Source organism: Candidatus Poriferisodalis sp. (genome assembly GCF_965219595.1).
In the GTDB taxonomy this organism is placed as follows: domain Bacteria; phylum Actinomycetota; class Acidimicrobiia; order Acidimicrobiales; family Poriferisodalaceae; genus Poriferisodalis.
Window position 1 is genome coordinate 155,351 of the sequence record NZ_OZ244781.1, and the last position, 15,837, is coordinate 171,187.

General features: G+C 67.2%; 18 protein-coding genes. 7 read left to right on the forward strand and 11 right to left on the reverse strand.

The window, feature by feature from the left end:
- Positions 1–55 precede the first annotated feature (55 nt).
- The 7 genes from sufC (ACOQPE_RS00605) to ACOQPE_RS00635 all read left to right on the forward strand — a co-directional run bounded on the left by sufC (ACOQPE_RS00605) (position 56) and on the right by ACOQPE_RS00635 (position 7,562).
- Positions 56–850: a Fe-S cluster assembly ATPase SufC gene (gene sufC, locus ACOQPE_RS00605; protein ID WP_420610019.1), complete on the forward strand. Its 795-nt coding sequence runs from the start codon at positions 56–58 to the stop codon at positions 848–850.
- A complete protein-coding gene (locus ACOQPE_RS00610) occupies positions 847–2,094 on the forward strand; it encodes a SufS family cysteine desulfurase (protein ID WP_420610020.1) in 1,248 nt (415 codons plus the stop codon). The genes sufC (ACOQPE_RS00605) and ACOQPE_RS00610 overlap by 4 nt, the downstream gene beginning before the upstream one ends.
- A gap of 30 nt (positions 2,095–2,124) precedes the next feature.
- Positions 2,125–2,625 carry a Fe-S cluster assembly sulfur transfer protein SufU gene (gene sufU / locus ACOQPE_RS00615; protein WP_420610021.1) on the forward strand — a complete coding sequence of 167 codons (501 nt, stop codon included), beginning with the start codon at positions 2,125–2,127 and terminating at the stop codon, positions 2,623–2,625.
- Between the two features lie 68 nt (positions 2,626–2,693).
- Positions 2,694–3,884 (forward strand): acyl-CoA dehydrogenase family protein, encoded by a 1,191-nt coding sequence (locus ACOQPE_RS00620; protein ID WP_420610022.1) that lies wholly within the window; start codon positions 2,694–2,696, stop codon positions 3,882–3,884.
- Between the two features lie 9 nt (positions 3,885–3,893).
- Positions 3,894–5,822, forward strand: a complete 1,929-nt coding sequence (locus ACOQPE_RS00625; protein WP_420610023.1) for a hypothetical protein — start codon at positions 3,894–3,896, stop codon at positions 5,820–5,822.
- A 325-nt stretch (positions 5,823–6,147) separates the two neighbouring features.
- Positions 6,148–7,215, forward strand: coding sequence for a hypothetical protein (locus ACOQPE_RS00630; protein WP_420610024.1), 1,068 nt, complete (start codon positions 6,148–6,150; stop codon positions 7,213–7,215).
- Between the two features lie 68 nt (positions 7,216–7,283).
- On the forward strand, positions 7,284–7,562 hold the full coding sequence (locus ACOQPE_RS00635; RefSeq protein ID WP_420610025.1) for a hypothetical protein: 279 nt from the start codon (positions 7,284–7,286) through the stop codon (positions 7,560–7,562).
- 118 nt (positions 7,563–7,680) lie between these two features.
- Here ACOQPE_RS00635 and ACOQPE_RS00640 read toward each other — a convergent pair whose 3' ends face one another.
- The 11 genes from ACOQPE_RS00640 to sufB all read right to left on the reverse strand — a co-directional run bounded on the left by ACOQPE_RS00640 (position 7,681) and on the right by sufB (position 15,832).
- Positions 7,681–8,130, reverse strand: a complete 450-nt coding sequence (locus ACOQPE_RS00640; RefSeq protein WP_420610026.1) for a hypothetical protein — start codon at positions 8,128–8,130, stop codon at positions 7,681–7,683.
- On the reverse strand, positions 8,127–8,366 hold the full coding sequence (locus tag ACOQPE_RS00645) for a hypothetical protein (RefSeq protein ID WP_419855745.1): 240 nt from the start codon (positions 8,364–8,366) through the stop codon (positions 8,127–8,129). The genes ACOQPE_RS00640 and ACOQPE_RS00645 overlap by 4 nt, the downstream gene beginning before the upstream one ends.
- 84 nt (positions 8,367–8,450) lie before the next feature.
- The gene (locus ACOQPE_RS00650) at positions 8,451–9,005 is read right to left on the reverse strand and encodes an NUDIX domain-containing protein (protein ID WP_419855743.1); all 555 of its coding nucleotides are present in this window, start codon (positions 9,003–9,005) and stop codon (positions 8,451–8,453) included.
- A gap of 10 nt (positions 9,006–9,015) precedes the next feature.
- Complete coding sequence (locus ACOQPE_RS00655) at positions 9,016–9,312, reverse strand: 4a-hydroxytetrahydrobiopterin dehydratase (RefSeq protein ID WP_420610027.1); 297 nt, start codon at positions 9,310–9,312, stop codon at positions 9,016–9,018.
- A gap of 113 nt (positions 9,313–9,425) precedes the next feature.
- Positions 9,426–10,325, reverse strand: a complete 900-nt coding sequence (gene sufC, locus ACOQPE_RS00660; protein ID WP_420610028.1) for a Fe-S cluster assembly ATPase SufC — start codon at positions 10,323–10,325, stop codon at positions 9,426–9,428.
- Entirely contained in the window at positions 10,322–10,654 is a 333-nt protein-coding gene (locus ACOQPE_RS00665) for a non-heme iron oxygenase ferredoxin subunit (protein ID WP_420610029.1), read from the reverse strand. Before ACOQPE_RS00665 ends, sufC (ACOQPE_RS00660) begins: the two co-directional genes overlap by 4 nt.
- A 57-nt stretch (positions 10,655–10,711) precedes the next feature.
- Positions 10,712–11,962, reverse strand: a complete 1,251-nt coding sequence (gene sufD / locus ACOQPE_RS00670; RefSeq protein WP_420610030.1) for a Fe-S cluster assembly protein SufD — start codon at positions 11,960–11,962, stop codon at positions 10,712–10,714.
- 66 nt (positions 11,963–12,028) lie between these two features.
- Complete coding sequence (locus ACOQPE_RS00675) at positions 12,029–12,442, reverse strand: hypothetical protein (protein ID WP_420610031.1); 414 nt, start codon at positions 12,440–12,442, stop codon at positions 12,029–12,031.
- A gap of 14 nt (positions 12,443–12,456) precedes the next feature.
- Positions 12,457–13,332, reverse strand: coding sequence for an HpcH/HpaI aldolase/citrate lyase family protein (locus tag ACOQPE_RS00680; protein WP_420610032.1), 876 nt, complete (start codon positions 13,330–13,332; stop codon positions 12,457–12,459).
- Between the two features lie 17 nt (positions 13,333–13,349).
- Positions 13,350–14,420, reverse strand: coding sequence for an HpcH/HpaI aldolase/citrate lyase family protein (locus tag ACOQPE_RS00685; protein ID WP_420610033.1), 1,071 nt, complete (start codon positions 14,418–14,420; stop codon positions 13,350–13,352).
- Positions 14,420–15,832, reverse strand: a complete 1,413-nt coding sequence (gene sufB, locus ACOQPE_RS00690; protein ID WP_419916277.1) for a Fe-S cluster assembly protein SufB — start codon at positions 15,830–15,832, stop codon at positions 14,420–14,422. The genes ACOQPE_RS00685 and sufB overlap by 1 nt, the downstream gene beginning before the upstream one ends.
- Between the last annotated feature and the right edge of the window lie 5 nt (positions 15,833–15,837).

Here is a 15,837-nt window from a genome sequence, read left to right on the forward strand (position 1 = left end):
CGGGAGGGGTCCGGCGCCGGTTGGGGCATTTGGGGCCAGCCATACACTGCGGTTGATGGCATTGGCCAACACAGGGCCGGACGCCGCATCCGGTACACCGCTCTTCGAGATCGACGACTTGGGGGTGCGGGCCGTCGACGGCCCGCAGATCCTGCGCGGCGTGGATCTGGTGGTCAACGCGGGCGAGTGCCACGCCATCATGGGCCCCAACGGGTCGGGCAAATCGACCCTGGCCACCACGATCCTGGGCTCGCCGGAGTACGAGGTGACCGGCGGGGAGATCCGCTACCGGGGCGACGACGTGGCCGAGTGGGATCCCGATGCCCGCTCGAAGGCCGGGCTGTTCCTGGCGTTCCAGTACCCGCAGCACATCCCAGGCGTGTCGGTGCGCAATTTCCTGCGCCAAGCGGTCTCGGCACGGCGGGGCGAAGACGTGTCGGCCATCGAGATCTACGTCGCCATGGGCGAGTGGATGTCGCGGCTGGGCATGGACGAGTCGTTCATGGACCGCTACCTCAACGAGGGCTTCAGCGGCGGCGAGCGCAAGCGCAATGAGATCCTGCAGCTTGCCCTGCTCGAACCTGACGTAGCCGTGCTCGACGAGACAGATTCGGGCCTCGACATCGACGCGCTGCGGGTGGTGGCCACCGGACTGCAGCAGGTCCGCGCCGAGCGGCCGCACATGGGCGTGGTGCTCATCACGCACTACGAACGCCTGCTGGGCGAGATCGAACCCGACTACGTCCACGTGCTGGTCGACGGGCAGATCGTGGCCTCGGGCGGCCCGGAGCTCGCCGCCGAGCTGGAACGAGACGGCTACGAGCCCTTCGAGCAGAAGGCGGCGGCGTGAGCGCCCGGGTCAGCCCCGAGATCGACGGGGCAGTGAAGGCGCAGTTCCCGCTGCTCGAGCGCAGCGTCCACGGCCGTCCGATCGTCTATCTCGACTCTGCGGCGTCGTCGCAGAAGCCGATGGCGGTGCTCGACGCCATGGACGACTACTACCGCACCGTCAATGCCAACGTCCATCGCGGCGCGTACGAGATCGCCGCGGCCGCGACAGAGCAGATGGAACAGGCACGGGCCGACGTTGCCCGGTTCATCTCGGCCCCGAGCGCGGACGAGATCGTGTTCACCAAGAACGCCACCGAGGCCATGAACCTGGTGGCCCGCTCGTGGGGCGGCTCGAACCTCGGTCCGGCCGATGCGATCGTGCTCACCGAGATGGAGCACCACGCCAACATCGTGCCGTGGCACATCCTGGCCGCCGAGCGGGGCTTCGAGATCCGCTGGATTCCCATCACCCACGACGGCTGCTTGGACCTCACCGACCTCGACCGCCTGCTCGACGGGGCGAAGCTGCTGTCGGTGACCGCCATGAGCAACGTGCTCGGCACGCTCAACCCGATCCCCCGCCTCGCCGCCGCGGCTCACGACGCCGGTGCGCTGCTCAGCGTGGACGCCAGCCAGTACGTGCCGCACCTGCCCACTGATGTGGGGGAACTGGGCGCCGACTTCATGGTGTTCACCGGGCACAAGATGTGCGGGCCGACCGGTGTGGGCGTGCTGTGGGCTCGCATGGAGCTGCTCGACGCCATGCCGCCGTTCCTGGGCGGCGGCGAGATGATCCTCGACGTCACCAAGGAAGGCTTCCGGCCCAACACGGTGCCGCACAAGTTCGAGGCGGGCACCCCGCCCATCGCCGAGATCGTGGGCCTCGGGGCCGCGGTGAGATACCTCGAGGGGCTGGGCATGGATGCCGTGCGAGCCCACGAGGTCAGCCTCACCGGCTACGCCCTGCGGACGCTGACCGACCGCCACGGCGACGACATCACCGTGCACGGGCCTTCGGAGCCGGCGCAGCGCGGTGGCGTGCTGTCGTTCGTGTACCGCGACGTGCACCCGCACGACATCTCCCAAGTGCTCGACCAGAGCGGCGTGTGCGTGCGCGCCGGCCACCACTGCGCCAAGCCGCTCATGCGATGCCTCGGCGTCTCTGCCACCACACGGGCCTCGCTGTACGTGTACAACGACACTTCCGACATAGATTCGCTGGCCGATGCGCTTGACGAGGTCGGCGCACTGTTCGGCCACTAGAGGCGACGGACCGGGACGAAGCAGGATCCGATGGCTGGGCTCGAAGACCTGTACCGGGAGATCATCCTCGATCACTACCGGAACCCGCGCAATCGCGGCGAGCTGGAATGCCCGCCGGCGCATCGCAGCGAGGGCTTCAACCCGCTGTGCGGGGACGAGGTGGTGCTGACCTTCGAGATGGACGGCGATGTGGTGACCGATCTTCGTGTCGGCGGCTACGGCTGCTCCATCAGCCAGGCATCCGCGTCGATGATGTCGGCTGCGGTGATCGGCAAGACCATCGATGAGATCCGCGACCTGACTCGGTCCTTCAAGGCCATGATGTCGATTCACGAGGAGTCGATCGGCGGCGACGGGACCGAAGCGCTCGACGGAGCTGGTGAGTCAGACGGCTCGACAGACGGCGCTCTGCGGCTGGGCGATCTGGAGGCCTTGCGGGGCGTGGTGAAGTTCCCCGTGCGCATCAAGTGCGCCACCCTCGGCTGGAACGCGCTCGCCACCGGCCTCGACGAGACGGTCGGTGCAAGTTGAGGGCTCAAACGCATCGGCTCGCCGGGTCGCGCCGCTAGTCCTGCGCCGAATCTGCGGAGCCTGCTTCTATGGGGACTGTGTCTGAGGAGGCCGAGCGACGCGGCGAACTCGTCGAGCGAGCACGGCAGCTCGCGCCGAAACTGGCTGCCCGGGCAGCGGCCGACCCCTGGGCTCGCCGGGTCGAAGCCGATGTCATCGACGAGTTGCGCGGCGCGGAGCTGCTGACGATCGGCCAACCGAGCGCCAACGGCGGCCAGGAGCTCGACTGGATCACCTACCTCGAAGTGAATGCGGCGCTGGCGGAGGGCTGCCCGTCAACCGCGTGGCACTCATGCGTCGGCAACGCGCACGCCTGGCTGGTGGGCCATTGGCCTGATGCGTGCCAAGAAGAGATCTATGGCGACGGGCGCGACATCTACGTGGCCGGCGTGCTGGTCGACCGGGGCGACGCTGTGCCCGTCGACGGCGGCTGGACGCTGAGCGGTTTCTGGACGTTCGGCTCGGGCATCGATCACGCCGGCTGGGTGATCCTGGGCGGCCACTTCCCATCACCAGATGGCGACGGACTGGTCTCGGGCATGTTCGTGCTTCCCGCCGACGATGTCTCGGCACTCGACGACTGGCACTCCAGCGGGTTGCGGGCCACCGGCAGCAGCAGCATCGTGGTGAAGGACGCATTTGTACCCGAGCACCGCTTCATTCGCGGCGATGTGCTGGCGTCAGGCCAGACGCCGGGCATGGCCCGCAATCGCGGCTGGATCCAGCGCAGCTCGCTCATGCCGACGCTGGCATACGCGCTGGTGCCGCCAGCTCTGGGCGCCGCTCGGGCGTCACTGTCCGCATTCGCCGAAGAAGTTGAAGGCAAGATCATCAGCCACGTCGACGTGCCGCAGACCGACTGGCCGCTGACGCACCGCCAGTTCGCCGAAGCCCACGCACTCGTCGACCAAGGCGAACTGCTGATGCGGCGCACCGCCGAGCTGCTGATCGACACCGCACGCAACGATGAGGCCCTGGAGCTCGCGCTGCGGGCGAGGGTCCGGCTCGACTGCGCATACGCCGTCCGCCGCTGCCTCGAAGCCGTCCAGACGCTCTACCTGGCCACCGGCGGTCGCGGCGTGCGCGATTCCAACCGCATCGGCCGCCTACAAGCCGACCTGCAGGCCATCAACATGCACGCCATCACAGCGCTCGACCCAGCTCTGGAGGCCTACGGCCGCATCCTCATGGGCCACCCCCCTCGCACCCCCCGCCTCTAGCCTCGCTTCATGGCATCATGCGCTCGCTGCACAGCACCGAGCGCCCGCAATCAGCGGCGGTACAGCCACAAGCTGCTGGCTCTGGCGCTCGCAGCCGCCGTGGCACTCGCCGCATGCACCTCTTCATCGACTGAATCGCCCGCCGCTGAAACCGGCGTCGGCGACGTCCCATCGGCTGCAACGGCCCCCGGGACCTCATCGCCCGATGCGGTCGCAGTAGCCGACGAGAACGCCTCAGCGCCGACCACCGGCACTGTCGCAGCACATGACAGCGCGGCAGGTACCGAAGCAGGCGACGCTCAACATCTGCCGACCGATGCGCCGTCGACCGGCTACATCGCCGTCAGCGTCGGTACTTCCCATGCGTGCGCCATCACCGTCACGGGCGAGATCGAGTGCTGGGGCGATCGGACCGACCGGCGGACGGAGGCACCGTCGGGTACCTACACCGCTGTCTCGGCGGGCCGACGCCACTCATGCGCCATCGATACAGCAGGCGGCCTCACGTGCTGGGGGCGCTACAGCTTTCATCGTCCACCGCCCATCCTCTTCAACGACGGCATCAACCCTTTTGTCGCGATCGATGTCGGCGAGGACCGCGCATGCGCCGTCAAGGCCACCAGCCATGTGAGGTGCTGGGACGGCGCGATGGAGTCGTCCTCGAAGAGCATGTCGACGTACACCGTCCGTGCCCTAAAGCCGCACCAGGACGTCGCCGTGGGCTCGGCGAGCACCTGCGCTCTCACTCAAGACAACCAGGTGGACTGCTGGAGCACGTGGTCCGATGAACCACCTACGCCGCAGCGGCTGCGCGGCGGAACCTACGAGTCCATCGAAGGAGATGCTCAGCACGGTTGTGCGCTCTCGCATGAGGGGCACCTCACATGCTGGCCCTTCTCCGTCGAGCAAGAACTCAAGCAGGCCGATGGCAGCGAGACGACGTTCATCGACGTGTCTGCCGTCGAGGGGCATGCGTGCGCGGTGACGTCTGAACGGGAACTCGCATGCTGGCGTCAATACGGCGGCGCTCATACACGCTCTGGCGAGTACGAGTCTGTCTCCGTGGGCCCCCAGAATGCATGCGCGATCAGAGTGGACCACCGCCTCGTCTGCTGGGGCTACGCGTACACCGTCGCCGAGAACCCGCCCGCTGACTCATTCACTGCAGTTTCTGCAGGCCGCGGGCGCACGTGCGGATTGACCGTAGGCGGCATGGTGCGCTGTTGGGGCTCAGCAGAGTGGGACAGCTCGGATGCCGGTTCCTCGGAATTCACATCAATCAGCGCCTCGTGGGATCATCACTGCGCAATCAACAAGAAGGCCGAACTCCGTTGCTGGGGACTCAGCTACGCCGGTCGGTTCGACGTCCCATCGGGTAGCTACATCACTGTTGCCACCAACGAACACCACACCTGCGCCATCACGACACAGGATGAGCTCCGGTGCTGGGGCTTCGACGAGCACGGCCAGACCGACAACCCTCCGGGTCGATACTCGGCTGTCGCCACCGGACGGAGGTTCACCTGCGCCATCGGGATCGACGGTCACGCCGCGTGCTGGGGCGACAGCCGGCACGGACGCACCGACCCCCCGCCTGGCACCTACACCTCCATCGCGGCGGGCTGGTGGCATGCCTGCGGCATCCGAGACGGCGGCGCTGCTGTGTGTTGGGGCCGCAACGACTACGGCCAGATGGACATCCCCGAGGGCACGTACTCGCGCATTGCCACGAACGAACGCCACACCTGCGCGATCACAACCGAGGGAGAACTTCGCTGCTGGGGTTTCAACGACATGGGCCAGCTCGATGCACCCCCGGGGCGCTACCTCGAGGTCACTGCGGGCCAAGATCACACCTGCGCTCTCACCGCCGACAAGCGGGCCGTCTGCTGGGGCCACGGAGGTCGCAGCAAGTTTCGAGCAGATCGGACTGGCTAGAGACGTGGCCGACACCACCTTCACCAGCTGCGATGAACGCTGCGCCTTCGGTCGAACGCCTCGGAGACTGTCGCCAGCTGCACGGCACCTGCTTTGGTCTGCCGCGGTGTTGATCGCTGCGTGCCAGCCCAGTGCTGAAGACTCCACGTTGGCAGACACCGCTCAAGGCCCGCAATCATCCCTAACCAGCCCTTCCGCCAGCACGGAAGCGACGACGGTGGCACCTGGCTCGACTGCCCCTGTCCAAGTGGAGCTTGGGACCTCGCCACCTCCCGATTGGTTACGCAGGGCAGCGTCACGATGGCCCTCCACCCCGCCCGTGTCAGTGGCTGACGCCGTCGATAGCGATACCGATGATCAGGCCGAGGTGCCTTCCTGCAACGAAGTCGACTTTCCCGTCGGCTCGGGAGAGGAACTCGTCTGGGGGTCTCGCGCCGGAGTGCCGGATCCTGCACCTGCCAGTACTGATCGGCACAAGATCGCCGCGTTGCGCTTACCCCGACATCCCGGTGATCCACAGGAACTGTTAGTCGTCCACACTGACGATGGGGGCACAGCCGCCATGCACAGCGTCGAGCTGAGTCCTACGGGAGCCATGCACCCATTGCTCCGCACACACTCGAGCGTCGGCGACATCGTCGTCACCTCCGAACGCTGGTTCATTCCGGTAACCGTCACGCCGTTTCTGGATCCGAGCCAGCTCATTCCAGGAGATGTCGCTCGCCAGGTGATCGACGTCTACGACATCTACGAATACGGACGCGGGCCGCAACAACTCCCTGGAATCGCACTCGGCGGTGAGTACTACGACGCGGACGGCGAGCTTGCGCCGTTCAAGTGCTCTGTCCTGTGGTCGCAGATCGGTGTGACCTCGGAGCAGTTTTCTGAGTTGTTCTCCGAGTACGCGTACAACATCCAATTGCACGGGACCGACTTCCCGACGTACGTCGGGTATCCCAACATCGATCAGACATCCGGGTACATCTTGACGGCGACTTGGGGCGAGGAACCCGCCCGCGCTCAACTGCCAGACAACCGCGGGCATTGCTGCAGCATCGAAGTTCTAGATACGGGATTCGTCGCCATATCGAACGTCGTGCCACCTGGGCGGTACCGGTGGCCCGAATATGCGCCGCCGGTGCACTACTCCTCGGACGGCTTGACGTGGGAAGTCGTCGACGTTCCCACGCACTATGTCGGCCATCAACCAGGAGAACCACGATGGGAGGTCCCCATTTGGGTGTGCTCTGCCGAGTCCACCGATTCCGGCAGCGCCATCATTCGTGAAGCACTTCACTCATTTGACGGCTGTAGCGATTTCGCGTACTGGACAGCCGACGGGGATCTCACGAACTGGCGGAAACTGCTCGCGCCGCCGCCCGGATACGACTAGGGGCTGAACGGTCAGTCTTGAGGAGAGACCCAGCGCCATGCGCCACGCCCCGCCTCTAGCCTCGCTTCATGGCATCAACACCGCCCCGCGGTGCTGAACCGGTCCGCAACGGCCTGCGGTCCAGCGACAACGGCGCGAGCAGCGATGAGGATTGGGTGGAACTCGTCACCCACGCAATGCAGCTCGCGGCCAAGCAGGCTCATCTGGTGGCGTACCAGACCGGCACGGGGGTGCTGTACCGGCGTGCCGACGGAGCAGTGGGCGTCTTCAAGCCTGATCCGGCGATGTACGAAGACCTGATCCCGCCGCCATTCGAAGACGAGCAGATCCTGCGCGTCGAGTCTTGAGACGGGTGCGCTCGCAGCGACACCTGCAACGAGTGCAGACGCCGCAACCGCAGATGCCGTCACTGGGGCCGCTCCCGCCACGACTGCGGTGGCCGATCCAAGCACCCGTCAGCTTGGACTATCCACGTTCCGGCGCCTGCTTGTCGAGCAATCGATAGTCCGCGCCGATGCCGGCCATCGCAGCGCCGATACGCGGCCCGTGATCGCCGGACCACACGCAGAGCGGCGCGGCGAGGAATTCTGCCGCCGCCACAGCTTCCGCGCCGAGGCTGGAGAGCCCGAATGTCGCAGCCAATTCGGCCATGCGAAAGGCGATCGATCGCATCGGCACGATCTGGACATCCTCATCGAGGATGACAAGGCGATCGCCGAGAGCGCGTTGGGCAGCCCGCGGCCATGCACCCGTGAGCGCCCCGCCGCTTGATCGGACAACCGAGCGACACAGTCGCACCAGATAGAGATTGGTGGTTGCCGGCGAGTTGTCGGCGAGCGTCTGGCTGAGCGCCGGATCTGCCTCGTCTGCGAGCAGGTCGCGTAAGAGATGATCGTCCAGAATGACTCGGCTCATGTGGTGGCGAGATCAGGATCGTCGTCAAGGGAACGGACGAACTCCGCGTGCTGCTCGTGACTCAGCAGATCACCGAGGAGCCGCCGGGCCTGACCTGCAGGCACAGTCAGCACGCAGAATCCCAGATCCAAGACGTCGACCTGACCGCCATCGTCCAGTTGCCAGCGGTGACGCACCCCAGCGGGCAGCGACATCTGCCCCGACGACGACACCTTGTACTGCTGCACGGCGCTCATGGCAGTATTTTACTTGGTGAAGAGCACTGTATTACCAAGTTTTTGCAGCGACGCCCCGTACCGGGCAAGTCGAGCTTCCTCGGGCTACCAGCGGTGGCCGGGGGGGACGCCGGTCATCCATTCGGAGATGCGGCGTGAGGTGCCCGGTGTGGTGCCTGGGGGGAGTTCGCCGGGGGGGAAGAAGGCCACCTCGGCGATCTCCGGGGAAACCGACTCCTCGACACGCCAGTCGGTCACCACGAATACGACGATGTGGTCGCTGCGGTTGCCGTGGCGTGAGGAGTACACGCCGAGCACGTTCTGGGGCGTCTCGGCGACCACGACACCGGTTTCCTCGCGCAGCTCCCGCGCCACCGCCTCCACCAGCGCCTCGCGGGTCTTGACGCCGCCGCCGGGCAGGAACCAGCCGTCCCGGTAGGTGTGCCGCACCAAGCAGACACGGCCCTTGTGGTCCACGACCAGACCGCGCACACCGAGCGTGACTCTCGCAGGTCGCAGCCGCACCCAGAACTCGAAGAGCTGGTGCAGCATCCGGCGCACGCCCGGTTTCGACTCGACCGTGCCCTCCACGACGGGCGCGGGCGCAGCACGCTCGGGGCGCTCCGGCTTGGCGCGCCGCTTCAGGCGTGGCAGTCGCATCGGGAGGCGGTCAGCCCGCGGCGCCCGCTAGGCCGTCCATGGCACGCGCGAGCTCGGCGTCCAGTTCGGTCACGCCGCCGCGGTCATGGGTGTTCAACGCCACCTCCACCGTGCTGTACACGTTCGACCAGTTGGGATGGTGGTCCATCTTCTCGGCCACCAAGGCGGCAGCGGCCATGAAGCCGAATGCCTCCACGAAGTTCCCGAAGCGGAAGGTGCGGCGCAGCTCGCTCCCCGACACCTCCCAGGTTCCGAGCTCGGCGGCGAGTTCGCTCAGTTCGTCCTGCGTCAACAGCTCTCGTGCCATCGGATGACCCTCCCCAGGTTTCCCCTTGCCCAGTCAACACCAACCGGCGCGTACATCGAAAGGTCAATATGCGCGGGCGTCGAGGGCAGGCGCCAAGCGATGCTCAGCTGCGCTCAGCCCAACTCGTCGAGCGGGTCTGCCCAGGGATCGGCGAAAGGATCGTCGGCAGGGGTCGATCCGACCCCACCGGAGAGAGGGCTGCCGAGCCCTCCGATGGACACTGCCACGCCGGCATCGGGCTCTTCGGGCAGGTAGGGCGTGTAGCCGTCGGCTTCGAGTGCCTCGGCAAGCTCGGGACCGCCTGAGTCGACGATGCGGCCGTCCACGATCACGTGGACCTCGTCGGGCCGGAGGTACTCCAGCACGCGGGTGAAGTGCGTGATGGCCAGCACGCCCAGGCCCGCCTCGGTGAGCGCTTCGATGCGGTTGGCGCAGGCGCGCAACGCGTCGATGTCGAGGCCGCTGTCGATCTCGTCGAGGATGGCGATGCGGGGCTGCAGCACGGCGAGCTGGACGGTCTCGTTGCGCTTCTTCTCGCCGCCCGACATGTCGACATTCAGCGGCCGCGCCACCAGCTCAGCCTTCAGCCCGACAGCGGCCGCCTCGGCTTCGAGCAGGCTGCGGGTGCGCTCAAGCTGGTCATCGCTCGGGCCGTCATCGCCGGCCCGCAGCGCAAGCGCCTCGGCCAGTGCTTGGGCGGCCGAGACGCCCGGCACCTCGGTCGGATGCTGCATGGCCAGGAACAGCCCGGCCTGCGCCCGCTCCCACGGCGCCAGGCTCAGCACGTCGACGCCGTCGAGGGTGACCGATCCGGCAGTGACCTCGTAGCCCGGGCGGCCCATGACAACGTGCGCCAGCGTGCTCTTGCCGGAGCCGTTGGGCCCCATGACTGCGTGAACTCGCCCGGAGGACACTTCGAGATCCACGCCCTGGAGGATCTCGGTGTCGCCCGCCGATGCGTGCAGTCCCTCGATACGAAGCGTGTGCGCGGCCTCGGCGGTCGGAGCGCTCATGGCAGCACCACCGCCACGCCGTCGTCGCCAGTGCGAATCTCGTACACCGGGACCGGCTGGGTGGCGGGGAAGCAGTTCGGACGGCCCGTTCGCAGGTCGAAGCTCGACGAGTGCTGGGGGCATTCCAGCGCGCACTCATCGGGCCACACCCAGCCGTCGGCCAGCGAGTAGTTCTGGTGACTGCACTGGTCGCCGATGGCGTAGAAGTCGTCGCCGATGCGTGCGAGCGCGATGCGGTGACCCTCGACGTCGAAGCGTCGGGCCTCGCCGTCGGGCACGTCGTCGTGCTGGCACAGCACGACAGTGCGGGCATCGTCAGCTGTGCTCATCGCACCGCCTCCATGGCGGTCGAACTCATTGCACCGCCTCCGTGGCGGTCGAACTCGTCACAGCGCCGCCGTGAAGTCGGCGTCTGACACCAGCTCGTCGATGCGCTGGCGCACCGATGCCGAGATCTGCTCAGACGGCAGCGCATCGAGGACTTCGTCGAAGAACCCGCGCACCACGAGCGCCTCGGCAACGTCAGTCGGCACGCCCCGGCTCTCGAGGTAGAAGCGCTGGTCGGCGTCGACCGGGCCGATCGACGAGGCGTGACTGCACTGCACGTCGCTGTTCTCGATCTCGAGGTTCGGCACCGACTCGGCCCATGCGTTCGGCGACAGCTTCAGGTTCCGGTTGGTCTGATCGGCCTGGACGTTCGAGGCGTCGGCCTCGATGCGGATCAGCCCGGTGTAGACGGCCCGGGCGTAGTCGTCGACCGCCCCCTTGAACAGCAGGTCAGATGTGGTGTGCGGTGCGACGTGGGTCTGGAACGTGCGGAAGTCGAGCGTGGAGGTGCCACGGCCGAAGTACACGGCGTCGATCTCGCTGTGGCCGCCGCGGCCGGTCATGTCGATGCCGATGCGGGCCCGGGCGTAGTCGCCGCCCATCGCCACATGACCGATCCTCAGGTTGGCATCGCGGCCCGCGTCTGCGCAGAGGTTGGCGATCTGCCAGGCGGCCTCGCCCAGTTCCTGCACGGTGACGTGGCCGAGATGTGCGCCGTCGCCCACGCTCAGCTCGGTGAGCGGGCAGATGAGCGCGGGCGTGTTCCCGCCGGTGTGGTGCTCGATCACGGTGGCCTGGCTGGTGCGGCCAGCCATCACGACGAGTCGAGGGAACCATGCCAGCCCGTCGACGTCGGTGTGGACGTGCACCACGATGGGATCGGTCAGCACCGCCTTCGGATCGATGCTGACCACCACCGGAGCCGAGGCGAGTGCGAGGTTCCAGTCGCCGAAGACATCCGGCCCCTCGGGCGCCACCGTGCCGATCAAGTCGTCGGCTCCGCTGCCGAGCGTGTCGACGCGGACACAGTCGGCTCGCACCGACACGTCGAGGACTGCACCGTTGGCGATGTGAACGACCGCTGCGGCGCCGTCGTCGACACCGCTCATCAGGCCCGCCGGCCCCGCCGCTCCCCCGGGCGCTGCGAAGGCATACCGCGCCGGGTCGAGATCGTCGATCGGGGTGTAGCGCCACACCTCTTCGGTGAATGACGGCTGGCCCGCCGCAACCGCCCGATCTGCTGCGGCGCGACGCCGCTTGGCCAACGCGTCGGAGCCGTCGAGCGCGTCGACGAGGTCGGGGCTGAACACGCTGCGGAGGCTACCGGCGCGCCCGTCAGGGCCTAGCGGGCCGGAGCGGCCCGCTCCGAGCCGTGATCAAACCTCGCCGTCCTTGCGATCGTCGCGGTCCGAACGACGCTTCACACGCTTTGCCTTGCGGGCAGCCTTGCGATTCTTGGACCTGATGCGGATGCCCTTGCGCCGGGACTGCTCCGCTGCAACCTCTTCGAGGATGCGCGGACCGGCCTCGTTCAGGATGTCCTCGGCAGCGTCGAGGAGGTCGCCGATGGACTCATCCACGCCGATGCTCTCGGGCTCGGTGGCGAAGTTGCGTACACCCAGCGAGCCGTGCTGCCAGCCGGCGTCAAGCCGTCGGGGCGAATACGACGGACAGTCCTCGGGGCAGCGCCACGGGGCCTCGGGGGCCAAGTCGAGGTTGCACTTCCGCACGGTGTCGCCGTTGGGGTAGGACCGGCTCTCGTAGTGGCGACAGTTGGTCCGCATCGGCATGGCAGTCGCCTCCTTCAGCGCTGCGAAATCGCCTCGGCCAGCGCTATGGCCCGCCGAGCCTCGTCAACATGAAGATTCTCGACCATCTTGCCGTCTACGGTCACCACTCCACGGCCATCTGCCACCGCCGCCTCGAATGCCTCGATCACCTGGCGGTGGAAGTCGAGCTCGTCGAGGCTCGGCGAGAAGGCCTCGTTGGCGGGATCGACCTGGCTGGGGTGGATGAGCGTCTTGCCGTCGAAGCCCAGGTCGGCGCCTTGGCGGCACACAGCCGCGAATCCGTCGGCATCGCGGATGTCGTTGTAGACGCCGTCGAGGGCGGTGACGCCGGCCTCCCGGGCAGCCACCAAGCAGGTTGCGAGGTGCGGCACCAGAGCAGCCCGGTCGGGCGTGATGGTGGCGTGCAGTTCCTTGGCCATGTCGTTGGTGCCCATGACTACCGCTTCGGTTCGCTCGAAGCCGGCGATCTCGCGGGCATGGGCAATGCCCGCCGGTGTCTCGATCATTGCCCAGATGCGCACCGAATCGGGGGCGCCCGCGGTGTCGAGCAGGTCGGACACGGCAGCGAGATGTGCGGCGCTCGACACCTTGGGAATGACGACGGCCGAGGGAGCTGCTGCACCCGCGGCCCTGATGTCGTCGCGACCCCACGGGGTGTCGAGACCGTTGCAGCGGATGGTCAGCTCGCGGTAGCCGTACTCGCCTGACGATGCGGCGGCGCACGCGCCCTCGCGGGCGGCTTCCTTGGCATCGGGCGCGACCGCATCCTCGAGATCGAAGATGAGCGCGTCGGCGCCGATGGTCTTGGCCTTCTCCAGCGCCCGGGCGTTGGCCGCCGGCATGTAGAGCACCGATCGGCGCGGGCGGGGGCTGGCGGCGGCAGCGCTCATATGGAGTCCAGACTCTCTCAGGCAGTCTCGAGCCCGTAGGCGGCGGCCAGCTCAGGGTCGGCCGCCGACAGGTCACGAGCGAGCTGCAGCACCACCCGGCACTGCTTCACCGTGGCATCGTCCTGCATCTTGCCGTCGATCATCACGGCGCCGGTGCCGTCGCCCATCTCGGTCACCACCCGCTGCGCCCACGCCACCTCGGCGGGCTCGGGGCTGAAGACCCGCTTGGCGATGGCGATCTGGCTGGGATGCAGGCTCCACGCGCCCACGCAGCCCAGCAGGTAGGCGTTGCGGAACTGGTCCTCGCAGCCGATGGGGTCGGCGATGTCGCCGAACGGCCCGTAGTAGGGCAGGATCCCTGCGGTGCCGCAGGCGTCCACCATGCGGGCCAGCGTGTAGTGCCACAGATCCTGCTGGAAGGCAGTGCGAGCATCGTTGCCCGCGTCGCCGTCGCTCTCGGGCACCGGGTCGGTGCGCACCAGGTAGCCGGGGTGCCCGCCGCCCACCCGGGTGGTCTTCATGCGGCGGTCGGCCGCCAGGTCGGCCGGTCCCAGCGACAGGCCCTGCATGCGGGGGCTGGCCAGGCAGATCGACTCCACGTTGGCCACGCCGCGGGCGGTCTCGAGGATTGCGTGCACCAGCAGCGGCTGCTCGATGCCCACCCGGGCTTCAAGCTGAGCCAGCAGCCGGTCCACGTAGTGAATGTCTTCGGGGCCTTCCACCTTAGGCACCATGATCACGTCGAGCTTGTCGCCGATCTCGTGGCACAGCGCCCAGACATCGTCGAGGAACCATGGCGAGTCGAGGCTGTTCACCCGAGTCCACAGCTGCGTGTGACCGCGCTCCCACGCCTTGCCCACCTCGATCAGCCCGGCCCGGGCGGCGTCCTTGCTGTCGGCCGACACGGCGTCTTCGAGGTTGCCGAGCAGCACGTCCACCGTGGGGGCGATGTCGGGCACCTTGGCCCGCATCCGCTCATTCGACGGGTCGAAGAAGTGGATCATGCGAGACGGCCGGAAGGGGATCTCGCGCAGCGGAGCAGGCGCCCCGAGCGCCAGCGGGGCGAAGAAGTCTTTTGGACTGCGCATCAGCCGATCGATCCCTCCATCTGAAGCTCGATCAGCCGGCTCCATTCCACGGCGTACTCCATCGGCAGCGTGCGCGTCACGGGCTCGATGAATCCGTTCACCACCATGCCCATGGCCTGCTCGGCCGACAGGCCGCGGCTCATCAGGTAGAAGAGCTGCTCGTCGGCCACCTTCGACACCGTGGCCTCGTGGCCGATCTCGGCGTCACGTGAACCGATCTCCTGGTACGGGTAGGTGTCCGAGCGGCTGTCCTGGTCGAGCAGCAGCGCATCGCACTGCACGTGGCTGCGGCAGCCGCTCATGCCGTCTTCCACCCGCACGAGGCCGCGGTAGGTGGTGCGCCCGCCGTCCTTCGAGATCGACTTCGACACGATCTTCGAGGTGGTCTCGGGCGCTGCGTGCACCATCTTGGCCCCGGCATCCTGGTGCTGGCCGTTGCCGGCATACGCCACCGACAGCACCTCGCCCGAGGCCTTGGGCCCCATCAGGTACACGGCCGGGTACTTCATGGTGAGCCGGGAGCCGATGTTGCCGTCGATCCATTCCACGTGGGCCTCGTCGTAGGCGGCGGCCCGCTTGGTGACCAGGTTGAACACGTTGTTCGACCAGTTCTGGATGGTGGTGTAGGTGATGCGCCCGCCGGGCAGCGCCACCAGCTCGACCACGGCCGAGTGCAGCGAGTCGGTGGTGTACACCGGTGCCGAGCAGCCCTCGATGTAGTGCACCGTGGCACCTTCGTCGGCGATGATCAGCGTCCGCTCGAACTGGCCCATGTTCTCGGCGTTGATGCGGAAGTAGGCCTGCAGCGGCATCTCGACCTCGACGCCGGGCGGCACGTAGATGAACGACCCGCCCGACCACACGGCCGAGTTGAGTGCAGCGAACTTGTTGTCGCCCGGGGGAATGATCGTGCCGAAGTAGCGCTGCACGATGTCGGGGTACTCCTTGACGGCGGAGTCCATGTCGCTGAACAGCACGCCCTGGGCTTCGAGGTCTTCCCGGTTGCGGTGGTACACCACTTCCGACTCGTACTGGGCGGTGACCCCGGCGAGGTACTTGCGCTCGGCCTCGGGGATGCCCAGCTTCTCGTAGGTGTCCTTGACCGAGTCGGGCAGCTCTTCCCAGGCGTCGACCTGGCCCTCGGTGGGCTTGATGTAGTAGTAGATGTCGTCGAAGTAGATCTCCGACATGTCGCCGCCCCAGTTGGGCATGGGCTTGCGCAGGAAGGTCTTGTAGGCCCGCAGGCGGAAGTCGAGCATCCACTGCGGCTCGTTCTTGAGACTCGACATCTCGCGGATGATCTCTTCGTCCAAGCCCTTGCGCGGCTTGAAGACGTAGTCCTCCTCGTCGCTCCACCCCAGCTTGTATTTGCCGAGGTCGATTCCGACGGTTGGCTCGGCGATGTCAGTCACAACCT